The organism is Streptomyces sp. NPDC005496 (genome assembly GCF_042872045.1).
In the GTDB taxonomy this organism is placed as follows: domain Bacteria; phylum Actinomycetota; class Actinomycetes; order Streptomycetales; family Streptomycetaceae; genus Streptomyces.
In genome coordinates, this window is record NZ_JBIAJQ010000008.1 from 331,349 (window position 1) to 352,572 (window position 21,224).

Below are 21,224 nucleotides of genomic sequence, written 5' to 3' on the forward strand. Positions count from 1 at the left end.
CGACGGCTCTCCACGGCTGAGCCGTTCACGTCGCCGCCTGCTTCGCCTCGTGCGGGCGGCCGGCGGCGGCCGGGCCCGTCGGAAGCAACTCGGAGACGACGAAGGCCGTCACGGCCGCCAGGATCACCACGGGGATCGTCTCCGCGTTCCCGAGCAGGAGGACCACCAGGGCCACGCTGCTGACCGGGAGGCGCAGGACGGCCGCGGCCCCCGCGGCCATGCCCGCGGCGGCGGCCGGAATGACCCCGAAGCCGGGCAGTGGGGAGAGCAGGACTCCCGCGGCCGCACCCAGGAACAGCACGGGGAACACCAGTCCGCCGCGGAGGCTGCCCAGACACAGGATGTACGCGACGGACTTGAACAGCAGGACGCCCAGCAGGGCACCGACACCCCAGGCGTGGGGATCGGAGGCGAGGTCGGCCAGTGTCGCCTGTCCCGACGAGGCGACGTCCACGGGGGTACGACCCGTGACGAGCGTGTACAGCGCGGCGCAGCCTCCGGCGGCGATCGCGCAGATCACCGTCCTGACGAACGGGGAGGAGCCCACGTAGGCGGCGGTGAGCCGCCCGCCGATGACCACCAGGTGCGCCAGCGCGCCGATGGCCACGGCCAGCAGGATCGACCACACCACGTCCCCGACGTCCAGGCGGGGCGGGGCGGTAGGGAAGCGGACGCTGAGATTCCCCGTCTCCAGGCCGGTCCAGTGCCCGAAGCCGGTGAACGTCACGGCCCCGACACCGCTCGACAGGAGAGCGGGGAGCAGGACGACGAACAACTGCGGACCGCCCACCCCCGCGACCTCGATCAGGAGTACGGCGGCGATGAGGGGGTTGCCGAAGATGGCGGAGATGGCCGCGGAGGCGCCCGCCGCGACGAGCAGAGCGGTGCCCTCGGGTGTGGCGGGGGCGCGGACGAGCGTGCGGAAGAGCAGGGCGAGACCGCCTCCGAGCGCGATCAGGGGTGCCTCCGGGCCGAGGACCGCCCCGAGCGGCAGACTCGCGGTCGCCGCGATGATCACCCCTGGTACCGCCCTGGCCGAGGTGCCGCCCGAGTGGAGCCCGGACGCCGGGACGTGACCGCCCGCCCCGGGCAGATGTGTCACGACCAGCCCCACGATGACTCCCGCCACGGCGAGCAGCGGAAGCGGCCACCAGGACGGCGGGGAGTCATAGCCGAGGGCGTCCGGCAGGTCCGCCCACATCACGTGCTCCAGCTCGTGCAGGCCGACGAGGAACCAGAAGGCGGCCAGCGAGATGGGGATGCCGATCAGGGAGCTGAAGACCAGGACCTTGCGGTACGCGGGCTTGAGCAGGAGGTCCCGCAGATGGTCGGCCTCGGAGGTCTCCGTCCCCGGCTCCTCGGCGGGCGCTGTGCTGGCGTTCGGCACCGTCATGAAGTACGTCTTTCGGAAGCGGGGGAGGGCCGAGTGCGACGGGCGGGGTGTCGTCGGACTCCCTCGAGTTTCCACAGCGTGCTCATGACGACCGCGCCTCGTCCGCGGCGTCGTGCCGGTCCGGGCCGCCCCCCGGGCCGGGGTCGTCGAGGAACTCGCGCAGGGCGAGGGCGAGGAGCAGCGCGGCCACGATCCACAGCACGACGGTGGTGCTCGGGTACGACCAGGTGACGAGGACGAGCAGCGCGGCCAGCAGAACGAGGCCGCCGATCCACCGCTTGTACCGGTGGACGAAGCGTCCGACCGCGCCGAGACGCAGGCCCGCCGAGCCGGCGGCGCCACGCACCGCCCCGATGCCACCGGTGCACGCCTGCCGGATCGCGACGGCCACGCGGGAAGGCCCGCACAGGAAGGCACCGCAGGCGGTCACCAGGGCGACGGCGGCCACCGCGCGGACGCCGGCGCGCAGGAACTTGACCAGGGCGTCGAACACGGCGGCTGCGGCGTCCTGGGACACCGAGGCCGGCAGACGGTCGAGATAGATGTCGCGGAACACCGTCAGGCCCACACCGAGGACCAGCATCCCCGCGGCCACGGCGAGGGCGGTCGCCACCAGCACGCGTCGCCGGTGGACGGCCAGGAGGACCCCCGCGGCGGCGATGAGCACGGTGATCACCGGAAGCCATGCGCCGACGATCTGGAGGATGCGGGTGTACGTTCTGACCTCGGCGAGTTCGTTCGAGGAGAACACCACGAAGTCGGTGTGCACCTCGGGGATGCTCGACGCGCGGCTGAACCCCGACCGCACCAGCTCGTCCTTGGCCCGTTCCACGACAGGGCCGATGTCGATCGTCACCTGGTCGCCCTTCAGGACCACGGCGCCGCCGCCTTTGCCCGTCAGGGCCTTGTCCAGTGACCGGTGCGCCGCCCGGTTGGCGTCCGTCCACAGGGTCTCGAACGCGGAGCCGGTCACGACCCTGTTGACGGCGCCGCGCACGAACTCCTTCAGGCCGCTCTCGATGGGACCGTCGAGTTCGCCGATCAGCTTGGCGAGGGCAGGGGGCGCCCCTTTCTGCTCGGCCGCCGAGGAGAGTTCGTCCACCAGCTTCTGCACGTCGATCCGGTCGAGGATCGCGGACGTGGCCCGGTTCGTCACGGCCGTCTGCACCGCCGGGTCCTTGGCCAGCGGAGCGACGGTGTCGACGTACCGGTCGGTGTCCTCCACCATGCTGTCGGCCCACACCGCGACGACCGACAGGACGGACAGCAGCGCGGCGATGGTGACCGCCACGGCGGACAGGACCGACCGCCACCGATGTCTGCGCGGCTTGCCCCCGCTCTCCAGTTCCCGGATGCGGCGCTGGAGGTCGGCCAGGTCGGTGTCCGGCACTCCCGTCGGCGCCTTGTCGTACGAAGGATCCGGCAGACCCGGCTGCGGTTCCATACGGATCTCCTGCAGAACACTCCGCGGGTGACCGCGAACGGCGGGGCATCCGCCGCCAGTCCAGCAAAGACGCTGCCGACGGGTCTCGCTACCGGAGGCGAGCCGTATGGCGTCGTCGGGAAGCGGAGGCCCGGTGCCCGCGGTTGTGACGTCCGGGTCAGAGGGGGGAACTGCCCCCGATACCCTGGAGGTCGGCACCCTGCGCGATGGCGCGGCGGTTGGGATCGGTGAAGGCTCGCTCGACGGACTCCTGCAGCAATGTCAACGGGGCTTGCAGCAGGGGGCGTTGCCGGGACGGCGAGGCGTCGAGCAGGTTCTGCGGCATGGCACGCAGTCTCCGGCAGATCTGCAGGGACGAAGCGCCGTACGACATGATCTCGCAGACGGCGAGCTGAAGGTAGCCGCCGAAGTCACGGCCCCGCAGGACGAGCCGGGCCTCCCCGTGGCCGTCGGCCGGCACATGACGGCCGCGAGCCGGAATCTGCCGGCCCAGGACGTCGTGACACCCACGCGAGTCCCCTTCACCGTAGGAATCAGATGTTCTCGAACGACGCGGGGACGCCCGCTCCGCACGCCGTCCGCACCTCACGATATGGCGGTTCCCGGACCGCAGCAGGGTCGGGATCGCGGTCACCGCGGGGGTTCTCCTCGTCAGGACGAACGGGTGTCGGCGGCCTAAGCTGATCGAGTGCCGCCCGGTCCTCATCCGCGGCGTGACGGTGTTTGTTCCGCGTTCGGCCGACCGGGCCGAAAGGGGTCGACGATGAACGACTATCCCCTGATCGAAGACCACGGACTGATCGGTGATCTGCAGACCGCCGCCCTCGTGACGACCGACGGGACGATCGACTGGTTCTGCTGTCCGCGCTTCGACTCACCCAGCGTCTTCGGCGCACTTCTCGACCATGGGAAGGGTGGCCATTTCTCCGTGCGGCCCGCTGCGCGCACGTACACCACCAAACAGCTCTACCACCCGGACACCGCCGTGCTCGTGACCCGTTTCATGACCGAGGACGGCGCCGGGGAAGTGGTCGACTTCATGCCGGTGACCGGCACGACCGTAACCGACCGGCATCGCATCGTGCGCATGCTGCGATGTGTGCGCGGCAGCATGACGTTCGAGGGAGAGGTCGCTCCGCGCTTCGACTACGGCCGCAAACCCCACGAGGTGCATCTGACGGAGCACGGGGCCGTGTTCACCTCGGACGAACTGGACCTCGCCGTGCACACCGTCCGTGAGCCGCAGGACGAGCGGTTGTTGCACAACATCTCGGTCCATGACAGTGATGTGCGTTTCTCCCTGACCCTGCGTGCGGGACAGCAGCGTGGCCTGATCGTCGAATCCTCGCCAGGAGGGCCACCTCAGCAGATCCGACTGGCGGAGTTCGAGCGCCTCTTCGACCGGACGGTCGCCTTCTGGCGCTCGTGGCTGGCACAGTCCACCTACACCGGACGCTGGAGGGAGGCGGTGGAGCGTTCGGCCGTGACCCTGAAGCTCATGACGTACGCGCCCACCGGTGCCCTCGTCGCCGCGCCCACGGCGGGCCTGCCCGAGCAGCTGGGCGGAGAGCGCAACTGGGACTACCGGTTCACCTGGATCCGTGACGCCTCGTTCTCGGTGTACGCGCTGTTGGGGATGGGGTTCAAGGAGGAAGCGGCCGCGTTCATCGGATGGCTGCACGACAGGGTGAAGCAGGGGGACGACAGCCGGAGTGACGGGTCCGGACCGCTGAACATCATGTACCGGGTCGACGGCTCCGCGGACCTGGTCGAGGAGACCCTCGACCACTGGGAGGGATACCGCGGTTCGGCGCCGGTCCGTATCGGCAACGGGGCCGCCACCCAGCTGCAACTGGACATCTACGGCGAGGCCCTGGACAGCATCTACTTCGCGCACGAGCACGGGATGCATCTCGATCACGGGGGCTGGAAGGCACTGCACACCCTGCTCGACTGGCTGGTCGACCACTGGGACCAGCCGGGTGAGGGGCTCTGGGAGACCCGCGGCGGCCGAAAGGACTTCACCTATGGCCGCGTGATGTCGTGGGTGGCCTTCGACCGCGCCCTGCGGATCGCCTACGACGACGGTCGTCCCGCGGCCGGCGGGCGGTGGGTCGAGGCGCGCGACGAGATCTACGCGCAGACGTTCGAGCGTGGTTGGGACCCCAAGAAGCAGGCGTTCGTCCAGCACTACGGCGACGACGTGCTCGACTCTTCGCTGCTGCGCATGCCGACGGTCGGTTTCATCACGCCGGACGACCCGATGTGGAAGTCCACGCTGGACGCCATGGAAGCCGAGTTGGTCAGCGACAGTCTCGTCTACCGGTACAACCCGGAGGCGTCCCCCGACGGGCTGCGAGGCTCCGAGGGAACCTTCTCCCTGTGCACCTTCATGTACGTCGACGCCCTGGCGCGGGCGGGCCGGACCGACATGGCCCGGCTGGTGCTGGAGAAGATGCTCACGTACGCCAACCACCTGGGCCTGTACTCCGAGGAGATCGACCTGACGGGCCGTCAACTGGGTAATTTTCCCCAGGCGTTCACTCACCTGGCGCTGATCGACGCGGCGATCACGCTGGACTCGATGCTCCGGGAGAACCAGCGCCGCGGCGGATAGCGCGCCGCGGCGGCGTGAACTCCTCAGCGCTGGGGAGCCGAAGGCGGCGTACGGAGCGATCACGCCGGGACTGTCGTGCGAGGGTCCCACTCGGTGGACGGGACCGCCAGGATGGCGGCGGTGACGGCCTGGTCCGGCAAGTCCGGTCCCAGCAGCTTGTCGGGGTGGACCACGTCCGTCGTCGCTCCCACGGCGAACCCCGCGGGGAACAGAACGATCGGGGCGGGGACGCGCAGCCTGTTCGCCAGGATCTGCGAACCGGTGGCGAGCACCACGGTCAGCGCGAAACCGAGAAGCATCTCGTCGTCGGTCACAGCGGCTTCCTCCGTCGGAGCGCAGCGCGAAGAAGGTTCGAAGGCCGGACGATCAGCTGTCGAACACCGCTCGGTCACCGTCGGGGTCGCTTCCTCCGCCCAGCTCCGAGTCGGTGAGTTCCTCCAGCTCTCCGTGGGTGTCCAGCCAGTAGAGGAAGACCACGGCCGGTACGACCACCAGCAGGGCCACCAGTGTCACGACCGCCAGCCACGTCAGTGTGGACGGGGCGCCCGCGGCCTCGTCGACGGTCAGCGAGGTGGGGAGCAGGTAGGGGCGCTGAGCCATGCCCCAGGCGACGACGGCCGACGCGACGACTCCGACCGCCGCGACGCGGGCCCACGGGCCCGGCGTCCGCAGCAGCAGCCAGACGGCCGCGAGAGCGGCTGTGCCGGCCAGGATCGCGAAGAGCAGTCCGAGACCGTGGGTGAGGCCGTGCCACACGTGGGGGGAGTCCTCGTGGGTGACGAACCCGGTGACCACCGCGAGGACGGTGAGCACGGCGAGGCTGCCCAGCGCGCGCTGCCTGAAGTAGCCGACCAGCTCGGGCGCGTCGAACCTGCGTGCGTCCCCGGTGAGGAACACCGCTCCGAGGAACGCCGTGGTGGCGACCGCGACGAACCCGAAGGCGAGCGACGTGGGGCTGGTCCAGACGTCCGCCGAAGCATCGGTACCTGGAGCCACGCGTTCCGATGCGACGCCGCCGACGGCGGCACCCAGGAAGAAGGGCGTGACGACCGAGGCCGAGGCGAACGCGGCACCGTACAGGCGGCGGCCCGCGAGCCGTCGGGAGGGCTTGCGCAGGGCGAAGCCGGCACCTCGGAGGACCATGCCCACAGCGGCCAGCGCGAGCGGGAGCCACATCGCGGAGAACACGGTCTGGAACAGGACGGGAAAGCCGGTCCACATGATCACCAGAACGAAGACCAGCCAGACGTTGTTCACCTCCCACACGGGGGCCATGGCATGGTCGATGAGCCACCGGGGACGCCGGCCGCGCTCCGTACCGCCGGCCATGAGGTCCCAGAAGCCGGCGCCGTAGTCCGTGCCCCCCGCGCAGGCATACGCGGTCACGGCCAGGAGAAGCACCACGGCGATGAGGTCCGCGGTCACGGGCCGTCACCTCGTGACCGGCCCCCTCCCGGGCCCGCGGCGGACGCGTCACCCGCGGGGACGGCGGCCCGCGGGCCGTAGGGGATGTCCGCCTCGGGCGTGTGAGTGCCCGCCGGTGTGCCCCGCGTCGAGTCGGCGAGCCGCCAGCGCGTGCGCATCTTCAGCAGGACCACGAGAAACGAGGCGAAGAGGGACACGTACACCACGATCACCACCCCGAACATGATCCACAGACTGCTGGAGCGGGTCGAGGTCACGGCTTCGGCGACCCTCATGTTCTGGTAGACGATCCAGGGCTGGCGTCCCACCTCGGTGGCGATCCACCCGCACTCGACCGCCACGACGGAACCGGCGCCGGCGCATGCGGCGGCGCGGAAGAACCACGGCGAGGCGGGCAGCCGACGGTGCCGCAGCCAGACGAATCCGTACCAGAGCGCGAGCAGCACCAGCCCGGAGCCGATGAGGACCATGACGTCGAAGGCCCAGTGGGCGATCGTCGCCTGCGTCGCGGTGGGCCGCTGGTCGGCCGGGACGGAGGTGAGTCCCCGCACCTCGGTGTCCGCGTGGAATCCGGCCAGTACCGAGTCGAGCAGCGGGATCTTGATGCCGCCCGAGACGGTGCCGTTCTCGTTCAGTCTGCCGAAGAGGTACTCCGGCACACGGGTGTCGGTCTTCCAGACGATCTCCATCGCGGCGAACTTCACCGGCTGCTTGTGGAACACCGACCGGGCGATGGAGTCACCGAGAACGAACTGCAGGGGGGCGGCGACGGCGGCGATGGTGAACGGTACGGCGAAACCGAGTCGGTGGTAGCGGTCCCGGCGGCCGCGCAGCCAGCCCGTCGCGTAGACCCCCGACACCACGAAGCCCGCGGTGAGCACCATCCCCACCACGAAGTGCCAGTACTGCGGACCGAACATCGGCGTGAAGATCGCCTTCCAGACGTTCACGTCGGTCGGCTCGCCCCCGGAGTCTAGCGAGAAGCCCTGCGGGGTGTTTATCCAGGAATTGGCGGCCAGGATGCCGAAGGCCCCCAGCAGCGCGGCGAACGGCAGGGGCAGCCCGAGGAGGAAGTGCGTCCGCGGCTTCAGCCTCCGCCACCCGTACAGGTAGATGGCGATGAGCACGGCTTCCAGGAAGAAGGCCCAGGCCTCGACACCGAACCCGACGCCGAAGACGTCACCCCAGCGCCCCATCAGACCTGGCCACAGCAGACCGAACTCGAACGACAGCACCGTGCCGGTGACGATGCCGAGCGCGAACTGCACCGCCATGACGGCCGACCACCGCCGCGCCAGGAGCAGCGACGTGGCGTCCTTCCCGCGCAGCCCGCGGTAGTGCATCACCAGGGTGATGAGGGGGAACGCCACGCCGAGGGGCACCAGGATGATGTGGGAGGCCAGCGTGAAGGCCATGAGTTCCCGGGCGGGCAGGAGCTGAGCCGGGGCATCCGCCAGCAGGTGCAGGGAGGTGGGCATACGCGCCTTCGTCGTCCGTGTGGGTGAGATGCCGGGCGGCGCTCAGCCACCGGTGGCGAAGCCGGGGAAGAGAGTCATGCCGCCGTCGACGTACAGCGTGGTCCCCACGACGTAGTCCATGAGATCCGACGCGAGCGCGACTACGGCGTGAGCGATGTCGTCGGGTTCCCCGACCCGCTCGTACGGGATGAGCCGCAGGAGGTCCTTGAGCGCTTCGTCCGTCTCCCAGGCCGAGCGGTTGATGGGTGTCTTGATCGCACCCGGGGCGACCGCGTTCACACGGATCTTCTTGGGCGCGAGCTCCTGGGCCAGGGTCTGCATCATCATCTGCACGCCGCCTTTGGACGACGCGTAGTTCACGTGACCGGACCAGGGGATGATCTGGTGCACCGAACTCATGCAGATGATCTTTCCGGCGGAGCGGGACACCTCCGGCACCACGCCACGGCGCTGGAACTCCTTGGCCGCCTCCCGCGCACAGAGGAACTGACCGGTGAGGTTCACGTCGATGACCTTCTGCCACTGGGCGAGCGTCATCTCCGCCAACGGCGCGTCACGTTGGAGTCCCGCGTTGGCCACGAGGATGTCGATGGTGCCGAACTCCTGGACCATCCGGTCCATCATGGCGACGACTTGGTCCTCCTGGGACACGTCCCCCTCGTACGCGGCCGAGCGCACCCCGAACGAGGCGATCTCCTCGGCCACTTCCTCCGCGGCCTCACGTCCCGCCACGTAGTTCACGACCACGTCGGCACCGGCCCGGCCCAGGCCGATCGCCGTGGCCTTGCCGATACCCGAGTTGGCGCCGGTCACGAGAGCCTTCTGGCCGTGCAGCAGTCGCGCCGGGATCACCCCCTGAGGCGCTCCCACCGTGGAATCCATGCTGTGCAGCCTCCTTGCTTGCGCTTCCGCGCCGAGCCCGGCGCCTGTGCGGCTGGGCATCGTCACGCAATCACCCGACGCCCCGAACGGCATCTCCTCGAAAACCGCGTTAGGCCGTCGGAGTCGGCGGCTTCGTCCGGACGGACCAGAGCCGAGACGGCCGTGACCGCAGCAGGCCTCACAGGCGTTCGCCGGCCTGTGGAGCGGCGGTGACGCCGTCGAGGACGCACCGCTCCGGCCGGCAGCGCGCGGATGCCGTCAGGAGTACCCCCACGGGCGCAGACCCCATCGCAGGACGTGGGTCGCGCCCGGGTACAGGACGGTGAGGTCCGTGCCGCTGCGAAAGGCGTCCGGCGGACAGGACATCGGCTCCACGGCGACCCCCCGCCGCCGGTGGCGTACGTCCAGGGTGTCACCGGTGTAGATCTGCACGTAACGGGTTCCTTCGCCGAGCCGGACATCGAGGCCGTGACTGCCCGAAGGGTGCGCCAGCCGCACGACGGCCAGTCCGTCGGAGCCACGGTCGAGCCCGGTGAATGCGGTGTCCAGCCTCTGCGCGCCGATGCGTCGGGCGGAGCGGAAGTCGTAGGGGGTTCCGTCGACGGGCTCCCGGTCCCCGGGTAGGCCACGGTCGTCGGTGGGGAGCAGGTAGCGGGCGGGAACGGTCAGGACCGCGCTGTCGACGAGGTCGGTCCCGACCGTGAGATACGGATGCTGGCCGACCCCGTACGGGGCGGGTTCCGGACCGGTGTTGGTCGCGTGGACGGTGACGGTGAGGCCGTCCGGTCCCAGCCGGTACTCGACACGGACGTCGAGGAGGAACGGGTAGCCCGGCTGGGGGCAGAGCGTCGTGCCGAGCAGGACCGAGTCGTCGGTACGCCCCAGTGGTCGCCACAGGGTCCAGCGCAGCAGTCCGTGGATCGCGTTGCCTTTGTCGACCTCGTTCAAGGGGAGTTGCAGACTTCTGCCGGCGAAGCGGTAGCGTCCGCCGCCCACGCGGTTCGGCCAGGGTACGAGCAGTTGTCCCCGCCCGCCGGTGATGGCGGAGCCCGCGGAGAAGCCGTCGAGCAGCGGCCGTCCGTTCACCGCGTAGTCGCGCAGGGCGCCGCCCAGCTGGACCACGACCGCGCTCTGTTCGTCCCTGACCAGCCGCCACGAGGTGCCCGCAGGGCTGGGGGAGAGAGGCTCGCGCGAGGCCGTGGCGAGGTTCGGACCGGCCGTGGCCGGAGCGGCGGCGGCCTGTCCCGGCATCAGGGACAGCACCGTCGAAACGACGGCGTCCGGTGGCTGGTCGACGTCCACCACCAGCGGGTGCTCGTCCGGCTCCGGTTCCTGGAGAGCGGCGAGCTGGCTGTCCAGCAGATCCGCCGGGAAGAAATGACCGCTTCTCGCGGCCAGCCGGGACTCCAGCAGCTCGCGCGAGCCGTGCAGGTACACGAGGAGGACGTCCCGCCCGGTCAGCAGCTTGTCCCGGTAGTCCCGCTTCAGCGCCGAGCAGGTGACGACGGCGTGCCGGCCGCTCGCGACGACCTGGTCCATCCACTGGGCGATCGCGTCGAGCCATGGCCCCCGGTCGCTGTCCGTGAGGGGACGGCCGGCGGCCATCTTGGCGCGGTTGGCGGCGGAGTGGAATTCGTCCGCGTCACGGTAGGTCCAGCGCAGCTGCTCAGCGAGCAGGCGCCCCACTGTGGACTTGCCCGAGCCTGCGACGCCGACGACGAGCATCAGGCGTCGCGGCTGTTCCGCCGCTGTTTCGTCTGCCATCGGTCCCGGTCCCGGACGTCATGTCCCCGTCGGCCGGGACGGGGAGCACGGGCCCGCCAGGACACCGTAGACGCACCGGCAGGCGGCAGGATTCACGAGCGGACCCCCGCAGGTGTCATCCCGCTGACCGACTGCTCTCGTGGCGGGCTTCATGACAGCGTCCTCCTCGCCCGCACGCCGGGGCGTAGCGGCCGGCCGGTGGTCCCGATACCTCCAATCTGACGCCAGTCGTCCGCCGGCGCACTTCGACGACGTCGTGAGACGTCGAGACGAGCCCGTCGCCGCAGCCTGTCCGCTCAGCCCGGCGCGTGTGTCGGCTCAAGGGGGTGGCGCGGTCGCGTGCGGCTGCTGGCGCTCGTGCGCCGCTCGGGCCGCCACGTGGCCACCAGCGCGGCGGCCAGCAGGAGTTCGGCGATGTCCCCGCCGTAGTACATGATCTCCGCGCCCTGCCGGACCTGGTCGACCGGGGCGTGGATGTCGACGAAGAAGCCGCCGTACATCGCCTGGGCGACCAGCGCGTGTGCGGCGACCGCGGCTCCGAGGTACGCGAGCCGGGCCGGTACGCCGGGCCTGCTCGGGGCGGGGTCGGGTCCGGCTATGACGTAGGCGAACAGGCAGCCGGACGCCAGGAAGTGCGCGTGCAGCAGCCAGTGCCCCGCGGGATGGCCCATGGCGGTGCCGTACAGCGGCGTGAAGTACAGCACCCCCAGCGTGCCGGTACTCAGAGCCAGGGCCACCGCGGGGTGCGCAGGCAGCCGTGCGGGCCGGCTGCGCAGCGCCGCGGTCAGCTTGCGGGCCCGCGCGGGAGACAGGGTGCGCAGCAGCAGCGTGACGGGCGCGGCCAGGACCAGGCCGAGCGGGGCGTACATGCCGATGAGCATGTGCTGGGCCATGTGGCCGCGGAAGTCGGTGTGCGCCGCCGGGCCCAGCGGCGGCAGCAGCGCGACGGCGAGGAGCGCGAGTCCGCCGACGAACGACGCCGAACGCAGGCGGCTCCAGCCCAGCACCGGATTGCGGTGGCGGGCCCGGCGTACGGCGAGGAGGTAGCCCGCGGCGGCGGTGAGCAGGACCAGAACGGTCAGCAGCGTTCCCGGCAGGCTCGGCCCGGTGCCGTCGTGGTGATGCGTGTGCTGCATGCCGTCCATCAGGCGGAATTCCCTGCCGGACCGTCACCGCGGGGCACGCCCGGGCCGGCGGAGGCATCGCCGGGCTCGGTGGGGTCGTGGAACCGGCCGCCGCGCTGGAGCAGGAAGCCCCCGAGGACCAGCAGCCCGCCCAGGACGAGGAAACCGGCGTCCCACCAGGCCTGGTGCGGACCCCCGTGCACGTGATGGATGCCCAGGATCTGGTGGTCCAGGAGTCCCTCGACCAGGTTGAACAGGCCCCAGCCGGCCAGGATCCATCCCCACAGCACCCGCGAGGCCCACACCGCCCGCCGGTTGTGCGTGACCCGCGCGTACAGGATGCCCAGGCCCGCGATGACCGCGACCCAGCAGACGGTGTGGAAGACGCCGTCCCAGACCGTGTTCATCTCCAGCCCGGTCACGGTGTCCGGGTCGTAGTACTTCACGCCGACGCGGTCGTGGTTCGTGCTGGTGAGCATGTGGTGCCACTGCAGGAGCTGGTGGAGCAGGATGCCGTCGACGAAGCCGCCGAGCCCCACCCCGAGGACGATGCCGGGCAGCCGCAGACTGTTCGGCCGCGCCCCGGCCGTTCGGCCTCGGCCCGGCTCTGTCGTGGTGGCCATCACCCGTTCTCCGTCCCGTCGGCGGTGCGCGCACGTCGTCCGGACAGGGTTGCCCCGGCGGCCCGACTCAATCACTCATTCCGCGTACCGCTCGCGTCCTTTCCCGCCAGATACGGTGCCCCGGTCACTTTCGGCCGCGACGGGTGCCGGGGTGACGTCAGGCGCTGTGCAGGGTGGAGTCGCAGCGCGCGCACATGGCTTCCTGCTGGTCCGGCGGGCACCAGGAGTCGGGGCCGGCGGGCTGGTAGGCGAGCCGCTTCATGGCGGAAGTCGGCGTGCCGCAGAGGGTCGTGGCGCCCGGTTGACCCGAACCCGGCGGGTCGGCGGGCACGGCGTGGACGGTCGGCGTGGGCGGAAGGGCGTCGCCGGGCCCGGCGTCGTCGGCGAGCTGGGTCTCGGCTTCCTGGACAGCGATGATCTCCATGGGTTCACCCTCCGTCGGCTCGCGGAACTCCGCACGTCGGGTGGGCGAGTTCAGGTGACGGGGGTGAACGCGGGGCAAGTGTTGCGCCGTCCGCCGGAAGGGCGGGGCACACCCGGACGAGCGTGCCTCACCCCCTGCGCGAGTGCCCTCGGCTCCGTCAGAGGGCCCAGACGTGCAGGGCGTTCTCGTCCTCGGAGACCGTGTACCAGGTGCCGTCCCCGAGTCCCCGCGGCAGCCCGGACACCTCGAAGGGGTAGCCGATCCGGCCCGTCAGCCGCATGCGGGTCGCGTCGACGAGCCAGTCCTGGCCCTCACCGACGCTCAGACCCATCTGGCCGGGATCGGGGTGCGGCACGTGCACGGACCCCGCCGCCGACGTGCGCGTCCGGGTCCGTGCCAGCACCGTGCCGTCCGCGGCGTCCAGGACCAGCCACTCCTCCTCGCCCCGGTCCCTGTCCGGCTGCTCGCCGGACAGCGGGCCGAGGACGTGGGCCCACAGCAGCTTCCCGTCCGCGGAGAAAGCGGCCGAACCGCTGCTCGCGTAGCGGTGGTCGCGGTCGTCCCCGTACTCGTCGAACGCCGTGTGTCCCGCGCAGCCCGCCCAACAGCGGTGGCGCAGTTCCCACCGCACGGTTTTCGCGCGGTCGACGGCCCGCAGTGCGTGCGGTCCCGTGAAGACCGCGAGACCGGCGTCGGGTGACACCGCGTACCCACCGAACCGCCGCGGCCAGGGCGCCGGGAAGCGGACGCTCGCGGACACCGCCGAACCCCGCAGCTCCCGCACGACCAGTTCCGTGTCACCCCGCTGGACCAGCAGCCGCGCCGAGGGGTCGCCCTCCAGACGAGGGGCCGCGTCCGCCCCCGAGAAGGCGGCGGGAGCGCCGAGCGTGGTCACGAGCCGGGCGAGGTGCGGCACGGGGACCCCGGGGGACGGGCGATTTCCTCCCGGGACCCTACGACACGCCGTCCTCCTCGGGGGCACGGGCGACGTCCACGACCCAGGTCACGCCGAACCGGTCCCGCAGCATGCCGTACAGGGGCGCCCACTGCGCCCGGTCCAGCGGCAGCAGCACGGTCCCGCCCTCGGAGAGCTTCTCCCAGTACGCGGTGGCCTCCTCCGCCGTCCCGGAGCGCAGTGACACGAAGAAGGCGTTCTCGCCCTGGTTCCACGGCATCCGCGAAGGAACGTCGTACGCCATCACGTGGAAGCCGCTCTCGGCGGCGACCTGGCCCCACATGACCTGGTCCGCCTCGGTCGGCTCCTGGACGTTGCCGGCGTCCTTGTACGTCACCAGGGCCAGGTCCCCGCCGAACACGGACTGGTAGAACGTGAGCGCCTCGCGGGCGTCACCTCGGAAGTTCAGATGGGTCACGGTGTCGACGGACATGTGCGGCTCCTGTCTCACGGGGTGGGCCGGGAGCGTTGCGCGTCCCGGCGTCGTGTGATGACAGTCGCAGGGGTGGCGGTCAGGGAGTGGCCGCTACCCGGGGCGAGACGAGGCCCGTCCGGAACAGCGGGTGATGGGACTCCGGGGGAGAGGTCCGTCCGGGCGCGCTCACGGCAGCAGGCGCTGCTCCTTGGCCACGGCGACCGCGCCGGCCCGGGTGTCGACGCCGAGCTTGTCGTAGATGCGCCCCAGGTGGGTCTTCACCGTCGCCTCGCTGATGAACAGGGCCCTCGCGATCTCGCGGTTGCCGAGCCCCTGCGCGAGCTGCGTGAGGATGTCCCGTTCGCGGTCGGTGAGGGTGGGCCGCGGGCTGCGCAGGTTGGCCATGACGCGGCTGGCGACGGGGGCGGAGAGCGTGGTGCGGCCCTGGGCGGCGGCGTGGACGGCGGCGAACAGTTCCTCCGGCCGCTCGGCCTTGAGCAGGTAGCCCGTCGCGCCGGCCTCGATGGCGCGGGTGATGTCGGCGTCCGTGTCGTACGTGGTCAGGACGAGCACGTGCGGGCCGCCACCGTCGCCGGTGGTGAGGCGGCGGGTGGTCTCCACACCGTCGATACCGTCCCCGAGCTGGAGGTCCATGAGTACGACGTCCGGACGCAGCTTCGCGCTCAGCGCGAGCGCCTCCTCTCCCGTGCCCGCCTCGCCCGCGACCTCGATGCCGGGCGCGTTGTCCAGCAGCGCGAGCAGCCCGGCGCGCACCACGGCGTGGTCGTCGCAGAGCAGGACGCGGACGCGCCGGGAGGTCTCACGGGCGTCGGTCATCGGGAGGGCTCCAGGGGGATCGCGGCGGACAGGACGGCGCCTTCGCCCGGCGCGGACTCCACGGTCAGGGTGCCGCCGAGGCGACGCACGCGGGCGCGCATCGCCGGTACGCCGTGGCCCCGTACCCCGGGCGCGGCGGCGGACAACTCACCGGGGACGAAACCGCGGCCGTCGTCGGCCACGTCGAGGACGACCCGGTCGTCCAGCAGAGTGAGAGTGAGGGTGGCCGTACGGGCCCCCGAGTGCTCCCGGACGTTGGCCAGGGCGCCCTGGGCGATCCTCAGCAGGGCGGAGCGGACCCCTTCCGGGAGCCGGGGTCCGTCGCCCGCGTCGTCGACGTGGACCTGGACGGTGAGGTGCTCGCGCGACTCGCGTGCGGCCAGGGTGCGCAGCGCCTGGGCCAGGTCACCGCCGCGGGCCAGGTCGGACGGAGCCAGGTCGTGGACGAAACGGCGGGCCTCGTCCAGGTTGTGCTCGGTGACGGATTCGGCGGTGCGCACGTGGGCCCGGGCCTTGACCGGGTCGGACTCCCAGACCAGGTCGGCCGCCTGGAGGAGCATCCGCTGGCTCGACAGTCCCTGGGCGAGCGTGTCGTGGATCTCCATGGACAGACGCTGCCGCTCGGCCAGAGTGCCTTCCCGGCGTTCGGAGGCGGCGAGCTCACGGCGGGTGCGGACCAGATCGTCGATGAGCAGCCGCTGCCGTACGCTCTGCCGTTCCATCTGGAGGAAGACGGCCGTCGCGATCGCGGCCACGGCGGGCGGGGCCAGCAGCAGGTTCGGGTCGAAGGAGCCCGCGAGGCGCAGTTGTGCCGCCACGACGAACCCCGTCAGCACCGCGACGAGCACGAGCGCCGCCCGCTCGGGCAGGACGCGCAGCCCCGTGTAGAAGAGCGGCACGGCGCACCAGGCGAAGCTGGGCGCGAGCACGACGAGCACCATCCACACCGCCACGACCGCGGCGGGCCGCCCGAGCCCCCACGCGCCGAGCCGGCCGTCGGCCCCGCCCCGCGCCGCAGCCTTCGCTCGGGTGAACGGCGCCCAGGGGTCGTGCACCGCCCCGGACGGCGACACCGACGAGCCGCGCGACGGGATGGCGTAGAGGACCGCCAGGAGAGCCGAGAGCGCGATGATCCACGGCGTCCGGGCCTCACCGGGGTGCCGCAGCAGGAACCGCGCGAGCGCGCCGCCGAGCAGGAGGAAGAACGCCACGTGCATCACGGCGCCGAGCCTCCGGGCCTCCGCAGCGCCCGGGTCGGCGCCTGCGCACCGGCCCTCCGCGCGGTCCTCGCCCGCGCCGTACGCCCCGTAGGCATCCGCGTCGCGGTCGTGGCCCCGCTCGGTCTCCGTGTCCATGTGTCCACCTCCTTCACCGCTCCGGCCTGCCCGAACACTCCCATTGTCGCCAGCCCGGGCCACACCGGGGTCATCCGATCGGCTGACCCCGGCATCGGCCGGTCGGCGTCCCGGGGCGAGCCGTGACGCCGACCGGACCGGGCACCGCACGGCACCAGGCTTGAGGGCGGAAGCAGCCAACCACCCTTTCGAACCAGGAGCCGAAACCATGCAGAAGCTCTCCCGCCGCGCCCGTATCGCCACCGGTGGCGCCGTGATCGCGGCCGTCGCCGCCGGCACTTTCGGCACGGTGTCCGCGAACGCCTCGTCGCCCGCCACCTCGGCTGCCTCCGTGGCCGAGGTGAGGAGCGGCGGCACCCTCACGTCCAGCCACCTCACGGTCGACGCCGCCACGCAGGCCGCCCAGGCCGCACTCGACGCCGCCGAGAAGGAGAACCAGAGGGTCACCGTCGCGGTCGTCGACCGCAACGGCAACACCGTCGTCACGCTGCGGGGCGACGGTGCCGGCCCGCAGTCCTACGACTCCGCGCAGCGCAAGGCGTACACGGCCGTCTCCTGGAACGCGCCCACCTCGGCGCTCGCCGACCGACTGAAGCAGACCCCGAACCTGAAGGACATCCCCGGGACGCTGTTCCTGGCCGGTGGCGTGCCCGTCGCCGTCAAGGGTGCGCCGGTGGCCGGGATCGGTGTCGCGGGCGCGCCGTCCGGGGACCTGGACGAGAAGTTCGCCGCGGCGGGCGTGGCGGCGCTGGGCCGCTGAACCGGCCACGGGTCCGGCGCGGACGGCGTCGGACCCGGCCCGGCGGTCACCTGGGACAGGGCTCGCAGCCGTCAACCCGGGCCCCGGACAGGCGCGTTGGGGCATGAGCCGGGCGACCCGATGATGGAAGGCGCGGATTGCTGTCGTAAATTCGGATCTTCCTCGTCACCGAGTCGCCAAGGAGAAACGATGTCCTCATCGACCCCGTCCCACAGCCCCGCGTTCCTGAGCCGCCGCAACCTGCTGCGCGCCGGCGGCGGTCTGGGCCTGGCCGCCGTGGGCCTGGGACTGGGAACGGGCGCGGCCTCCGCCGCCGTGCCCGCGTCCTCGCGCTTCGACCTAACGGAACCCTCGTACGACCTGTTCCGCGGCAAGACCCTCCACGACAGCACCGTGCAGCAGGGTTTCGTCTTCGACAACGTCAACCGCCGCCTGTTCGTGGTGCAGCGGCGCGACGGTTCGTCGGAGACGGCAGGCGACCTGTGTGTCACCCAGCTCGACTTCGACGGCAACCAGGTCGGCTACATGCACCTCGCCGGCTTCGGCCACGGGGTGTCCATAGGCGCCCAGGCCGTCGGGACCTCCACGTACCTGTGGACGGAGACCGACACGAGCGGCAGCGGCTACGGGACGCGTCTGGCCCGCTTCAAGTTCACCAGCGGCACCACGCTGACGAACACCTCCTCCGCGCTGACCAAGTACACGCCCGTGGCGGGCGCGACGTCCTACACGTGCGCGACCGACCCGGTGAACAACCGGCTGATCGTGCGCTACCTCCTGGACGGCGACCGCTACATCTCCGTGCACTCCCTCTCCGCGGCGGCGGCCGGTGACTTCGGCAACCCGCTGGCCCGCTTCGTGATGCCGACGCTCGACACGGCGTCGTCGGTCTTCCAGGGCTACACGGCGTACGGCCAGTACCTCTACGTGCTGACGGGCACCAGCTACGAGGCGAACGGGAACATCGTCGACTCGGAGGTCACCGCCATCGACCTCAACACCGGGAAGGTCGCCCAGGGGCCGGTCCTCACCAAGGCCGGCTCGACCCTGACCTTCCGCGAGCCCGAGGGCCTGGCGATCTACCAGACGGCGGCCGGCGAGGTGCGCCTGTTCCTCGGCTTCGCCTCGGGCGAGGCCGGTGACCGCCGCTCCAACCTGTTCTACAAGAACGCGCTCGTCTGACGGGTACGGCAGGGGGCGGAGGAGGGTGTCTCCGCCCCGGGTCCGTGGGGCGGGCCGGCACCAAATGGGGTCGCTGCAAAGGGCGTTGAGCGGGGCGAGAGTAAGTCGCCCTGGTTCAAAAGGCGTTCAGGGGCCGTCGACACCGATGGCCGTGACGGGACCACCTGCGGCCGCTGTAGCGGGGACCGGGGACGAATCCATGCCGGGGCCCCGCTATGCCACCGGCTTCGCCGGCGTGTCGGAGCGGGTCACCTCGAAGTCCACGTCGACTACCCCCTCCACGGCCCGGACCAGGCGTGCGGCCACCGGAACCAGGGACGTGTCCCTGAGCCGGCCGACCAGCTTCACCACGCCTTCCCGGACCTCCACCCGCACCGCCGAGGCCGGCGCCGGGAAGAGGTAGGACACCACTTCCCGCCGTACCTCCTCGGCGATCTCCTCGTCCTCGCGCAGGAAGACCTTCAGCAGGTCGGAGCGGCTGACGACGCCCTCCAGGGTGCCCAGTCCGTCGACGACGGGCAGCCGCTTGACACGGGCGCGCGCCATGGTCCGTGCGGCCTGGGCCAGTGTCGCGTCCGCGCGGACGGTGAGGGCGGGGGACGTCATCAGCTCACCGGCGGTCAGCGCTCCCGCCTTGGCGAGGTCGGAGAGGCGGTGCAGCTGCGTGTCCCGGTCCGGGTCGCTGTCGCGGAACTCCTCCTTGGGCAGCAGGTCGGCCTCGGAGACCACGCCGACCACCCGGTTCTCACCCTCCAGGACCGGCAGGGCGCTGACCTGCCAGTCCCGCATCATGCGCACGATCTCCTTGAACTCGGCCCCACGGCCGACGGCCGCGACGGTGTGGGTCATCACATCGCTCACGATGTGCGGGCTGCCGTGCATGTCGTCTCCTCGGTCGTCGCGTCGGACACGGTCAGCGCGCACTGCCGCTGCCGTAGGGGGCGTAGAGATCCAGCAGGCGGGTGCGGGCGGAGTGCAGGCGGTGGGCGACGATCCCGCCCACCCACTGGGAGACCGCGGCGCCGAGTGCGGGGTCGACCCGGCACAGCGCCTTGACCGCCGCGGCGTCGAACTCGTACGCCCGTACCGGCGTCGTCGCCTCGGCACCCAGATGCCACGAGTGCGGAGCGAACAGCCAGGACCAGCCGACGAGTTGGTTGTGCCCGAGGCACTCGATGACGGCGGCCCTGCGGCCGGGCACGCGCATGTCGAGGGTCACCGTGCCGGTACGGATGATCCAGAACCGGTCGGCGTGCGCGCCCTCCTCGAAGAGGCGGGTTCCCTGTGGGAAGGACACCTCGCGGGCGATACGCATCAGCTGCTGCCGGTGCTCGGCCGGCAGCGACTTCAGCATGCCGGACGTGGGAGAAGTGATCACGACGGGCCTCCAGGACGTGTGACGGACCTGCCGCTTCCAGCGTGGTCCCCGGGACGCCGCCGGACCATGGGCCACCCGGCCCATGCGCAGGACCGACCGGCACGCCCGTCGCCTCTGCCGGCGACAGCCCTCAGGCCCCAGCCCCACAGGCGATCACGGCCGACCGCGCCACCGCAGGACTCAGGCAGGAGGGCACCGGACCGCGCGACTCCTTCCCCACGCTGGGCCGCAGATCTGGACGACCCTCGCACCGACGGGTGCCGGCCGCTCAACAGCCCTGCCAAGTAGGGCCGTTCAGCCCCCAGGACGCGGACCTTCGGCATCCTTCGGCGACCGCGGCGCACGGCCAGAGTGAGCGGTGTCGGGCACCGGCCCGATGTCCTCCGAATCCCTGAACGATTCCCGAAGGGACCACCATCATGGCCGTGCACGAGCACCCTCGGCGGAGCCCGAGGTTCCAGCTGCCCTTCTCCGGCGGGAACCGGACCGCGTCCACCTCCGAGCCCGCCGTGTCGGCACGCACCGACACGCACACCGCGCGGGCCTACACCTTCGCGAGCCTGCGCCTGCTCACCGGGTTCGTCTTCCTGTGGGCGTTCCTCGACAAGACCTTCGGCCTCGGCTACGCCACCCCGTCCGGCAAGGGCTGGATCGACGGCGGCTCGCCGACCAAGGGCTTCCTCGGCGGCGTCGCCGCGGGCCCCATGGAGTCCACGTTCCACGACTGGGCGGGCGCCGGCTGGGCCGACTGGCTGTTCATGCTCGGCCTGCTCGGCATCGGGGTCGCGCTGATCGGCGGGATCGCGCTGAAGCTCGCCGCGGCTGCCGGCACCGTGATGATGGCGCTGATGTGGGTCGCCGAATGGCCGCCCGCCAAGCACCTGTCCGACGGCTCGCCGAGCATGTCGACCAACCCCTTCGCCGACTACCACGTCATCTACGCCGTCGTCCTGATCGCCCTCGCGGTCGCGGGCGCCGGTGCGACGTGGGGGCTGGGCCGGGCCTGGGCCCGCCTGCCGGTCGTCCGCGACAACGGCTGGCTGCGCTGACCGGTCAGGGCACGGCCGGGCCAGGGGAGGGGCCCCGCCGTGCCGACGGCCGTAGGGCCGACCGGTCCCCACGAGGGACCTGCGGCCCCTGCACCCCGGGGCCGCGGGCCACGACGCTG

General features: G+C 71.5%; 21 protein-coding genes. 4 read left to right on the forward strand and 17 right to left on the reverse strand.

Going from position 1 to position 21,224, the window contains the following annotated elements; translation table 11 throughout:
* Positions 1-25: 25 nt before the first annotated feature.
* The 3 genes from ACFYQQ_RS25595 to ACFYQQ_RS25605 all read right to left on the reverse strand — a co-directional run bounded on the left by ACFYQQ_RS25595 (position 26) and on the right by ACFYQQ_RS25605 (position 3,297).
* Positions 26-1,393: a chloride channel protein gene (locus ACFYQQ_RS25595; protein WP_356240852.1), complete on the reverse strand. Its 1,368-nt coding sequence runs from the start codon at positions 1,391-1,393 to the stop codon at positions 26-28.
* 82 nt (positions 1,394-1,475) lie between these two features.
* A complete protein-coding gene (locus tag ACFYQQ_RS25600; protein WP_355791660.1) occupies positions 1,476-2,837 on the reverse strand; it encodes a hypothetical protein in 1,362 nt (453 codons plus the stop codon).
* A 157-nt stretch (positions 2,838-2,994) separates the two neighbouring features.
* Positions 2,995-3,297 carry a hypothetical protein gene (locus ACFYQQ_RS25605; RefSeq protein WP_355791663.1) on the reverse strand — a complete coding sequence of 101 codons (303 nt, stop codon included), beginning with the start codon at positions 3,295-3,297 and terminating at the stop codon, positions 2,995-2,997.
* Between the two features lie 303 nt (positions 3,298-3,600).
* Here ACFYQQ_RS25605 and ACFYQQ_RS25610 point away from each other — a divergent pair, with 303 nt between their 5' ends.
* Positions 3,601-5,454 carry a glycoside hydrolase family 15 protein gene (locus tag ACFYQQ_RS25610; protein WP_356167833.1) on the forward strand — a complete coding sequence of 618 codons (1,854 nt, stop codon included), beginning with the start codon at positions 3,601-3,603 and terminating at the stop codon, positions 5,452-5,454.
* Positions 5,455-5,513: 59 nt separating this feature from the next.
* Here the strand turns inward: ACFYQQ_RS25610 and ACFYQQ_RS25615 are convergent, their stop codons facing one another.
* The 12 genes from ACFYQQ_RS25615 to ACFYQQ_RS25670 form a co-directional block, all read right to left on the reverse strand.
* Positions 5,514-5,768: a hypothetical protein gene (locus tag ACFYQQ_RS25615; RefSeq protein ID WP_355794502.1), complete on the reverse strand. Its 255-nt coding sequence runs from the start codon at positions 5,766-5,768 to the stop codon at positions 5,514-5,516.
* A gap of 52 nt (positions 5,769-5,820) precedes the next feature.
* On the reverse strand, positions 5,821-6,879 hold the full coding sequence (locus tag ACFYQQ_RS25620; protein WP_356167830.1) for a cytochrome d ubiquinol oxidase subunit II: 1,059 nt from the start codon (positions 6,877-6,879) through the stop codon (positions 5,821-5,823).
* Complete coding sequence (locus ACFYQQ_RS25625) at positions 6,876-8,357, reverse strand: cytochrome ubiquinol oxidase subunit I (RefSeq protein ID WP_355788392.1); 1,482 nt, start codon at positions 8,355-8,357, stop codon at positions 6,876-6,878. The genes ACFYQQ_RS25620 and ACFYQQ_RS25625 overlap by 4 nt, the downstream gene beginning before the upstream one ends.
* A 42-nt stretch (positions 8,358-8,399) precedes the next feature.
* The gene (locus tag ACFYQQ_RS25630; protein WP_355788389.1) at positions 8,400-9,239 is read right to left on the reverse strand and encodes an SDR family oxidoreductase; all 840 of its coding nucleotides are present in this window, start codon (positions 9,237-9,239) and stop codon (positions 8,400-8,402) included.
* A gap of 258 nt (positions 9,240-9,497) precedes the next feature.
* Positions 9,498-11,003, reverse strand: a complete 1,506-nt coding sequence (locus tag ACFYQQ_RS25635) for a gluconokinase, GntK/IdnK-type (RefSeq protein WP_355788386.1) — start codon at positions 11,001-11,003, stop codon at positions 9,498-9,500.
* A 296-nt stretch (positions 11,004-11,299) separates the two neighbouring features.
* Positions 11,300-12,148: a cytochrome c oxidase assembly protein gene (locus ACFYQQ_RS25640; protein WP_388905216.1), complete on the reverse strand. Its 849-nt coding sequence runs from the start codon at positions 12,146-12,148 to the stop codon at positions 11,300-11,302.
* A complete protein-coding gene (locus ACFYQQ_RS25645; protein WP_388905218.1) occupies positions 12,148-12,750 on the reverse strand; it encodes a DUF2243 domain-containing protein in 603 nt (200 codons plus the stop codon). The genes ACFYQQ_RS25640 and ACFYQQ_RS25645 overlap by 1 nt, the downstream gene beginning before the upstream one ends.
* Positions 12,751-12,907: 157 nt before the next feature.
* A complete protein-coding gene (locus ACFYQQ_RS25650; RefSeq protein WP_356167817.1) occupies positions 12,908-13,174 on the reverse strand; it encodes a hypothetical protein in 267 nt (88 codons plus the stop codon).
* Positions 13,175-13,331: 157 nt separating this feature from the next.
* Positions 13,332-14,090 carry a hypothetical protein gene (locus ACFYQQ_RS25655; RefSeq protein ID WP_388905220.1) on the reverse strand — a complete coding sequence of 253 codons (759 nt, stop codon included), beginning with the start codon at positions 14,088-14,090 and terminating at the stop codon, positions 13,332-13,334.
* A gap of 37 nt (positions 14,091-14,127) precedes the next feature.
* Positions 14,128-14,562, reverse strand: coding sequence for a VOC family protein (locus tag ACFYQQ_RS25660; protein ID WP_355794985.1), 435 nt, complete (start codon positions 14,560-14,562; stop codon positions 14,128-14,130).
* 168 nt (positions 14,563-14,730) lie between these two features.
* Entirely contained in the window at positions 14,731-15,381 is a 651-nt protein-coding gene (locus tag ACFYQQ_RS25665; protein ID WP_355794987.1) for a response regulator transcription factor, read from the reverse strand.
* Positions 15,378-16,736 (reverse strand): sensor histidine kinase, encoded by a 1,359-nt coding sequence (locus tag ACFYQQ_RS25670; protein WP_388905222.1) that lies wholly within the window; start codon positions 16,734-16,736, stop codon positions 15,378-15,380. The genes ACFYQQ_RS25665 and ACFYQQ_RS25670 overlap by 4 nt, the downstream gene beginning before the upstream one ends.
* Positions 16,737-16,944: 208 nt before the next feature.
* On the opposite strand from ACFYQQ_RS25670, the gene ACFYQQ_RS25675 reads away from it, so the two are divergent.
* A complete protein-coding gene (locus ACFYQQ_RS25675) occupies positions 16,945-17,496 on the forward strand; it encodes a heme-binding protein (RefSeq protein WP_355790758.1) in 552 nt (183 codons plus the stop codon).
* Between the two features lie 189 nt (positions 17,497-17,685).
* Positions 17,686-18,678 (forward strand): teichoic acid biosynthesis protein C, encoded by a 993-nt coding sequence (locus ACFYQQ_RS25680; protein WP_355790756.1) that lies wholly within the window; start codon positions 17,686-17,688, stop codon positions 18,676-18,678.
* A 213-nt stretch (positions 18,679-18,891) separates the two neighbouring features.
* On the opposite strand, the gene ACFYQQ_RS25685 is transcribed toward ACFYQQ_RS25680, so the two are convergent.
* A complete protein-coding gene (locus tag ACFYQQ_RS25685) occupies positions 18,892-19,560 on the reverse strand; it encodes a CBS domain-containing protein (RefSeq protein WP_355790753.1) in 669 nt (222 codons plus the stop codon).
* A gap of 31 nt (positions 19,561-19,591) precedes the next feature.
* Positions 19,592-20,056, reverse strand: a complete 465-nt coding sequence (locus ACFYQQ_RS25690; protein ID WP_355790750.1) for a cyclic nucleotide-binding domain-containing protein — start codon at positions 20,054-20,056, stop codon at positions 19,592-19,594.
* Between the two features lie 419 nt (positions 20,057-20,475).
* Between ACFYQQ_RS25690 and ACFYQQ_RS25695 the strand changes: the two genes are divergently transcribed.
* Positions 20,476-21,105, forward strand: a complete 630-nt coding sequence (locus ACFYQQ_RS25695) for a hypothetical protein (RefSeq protein ID WP_388905225.1) — start codon at positions 20,476-20,478, stop codon at positions 21,103-21,105.
* Positions 21,106-21,224: the final 119 nt, after the last annotated feature.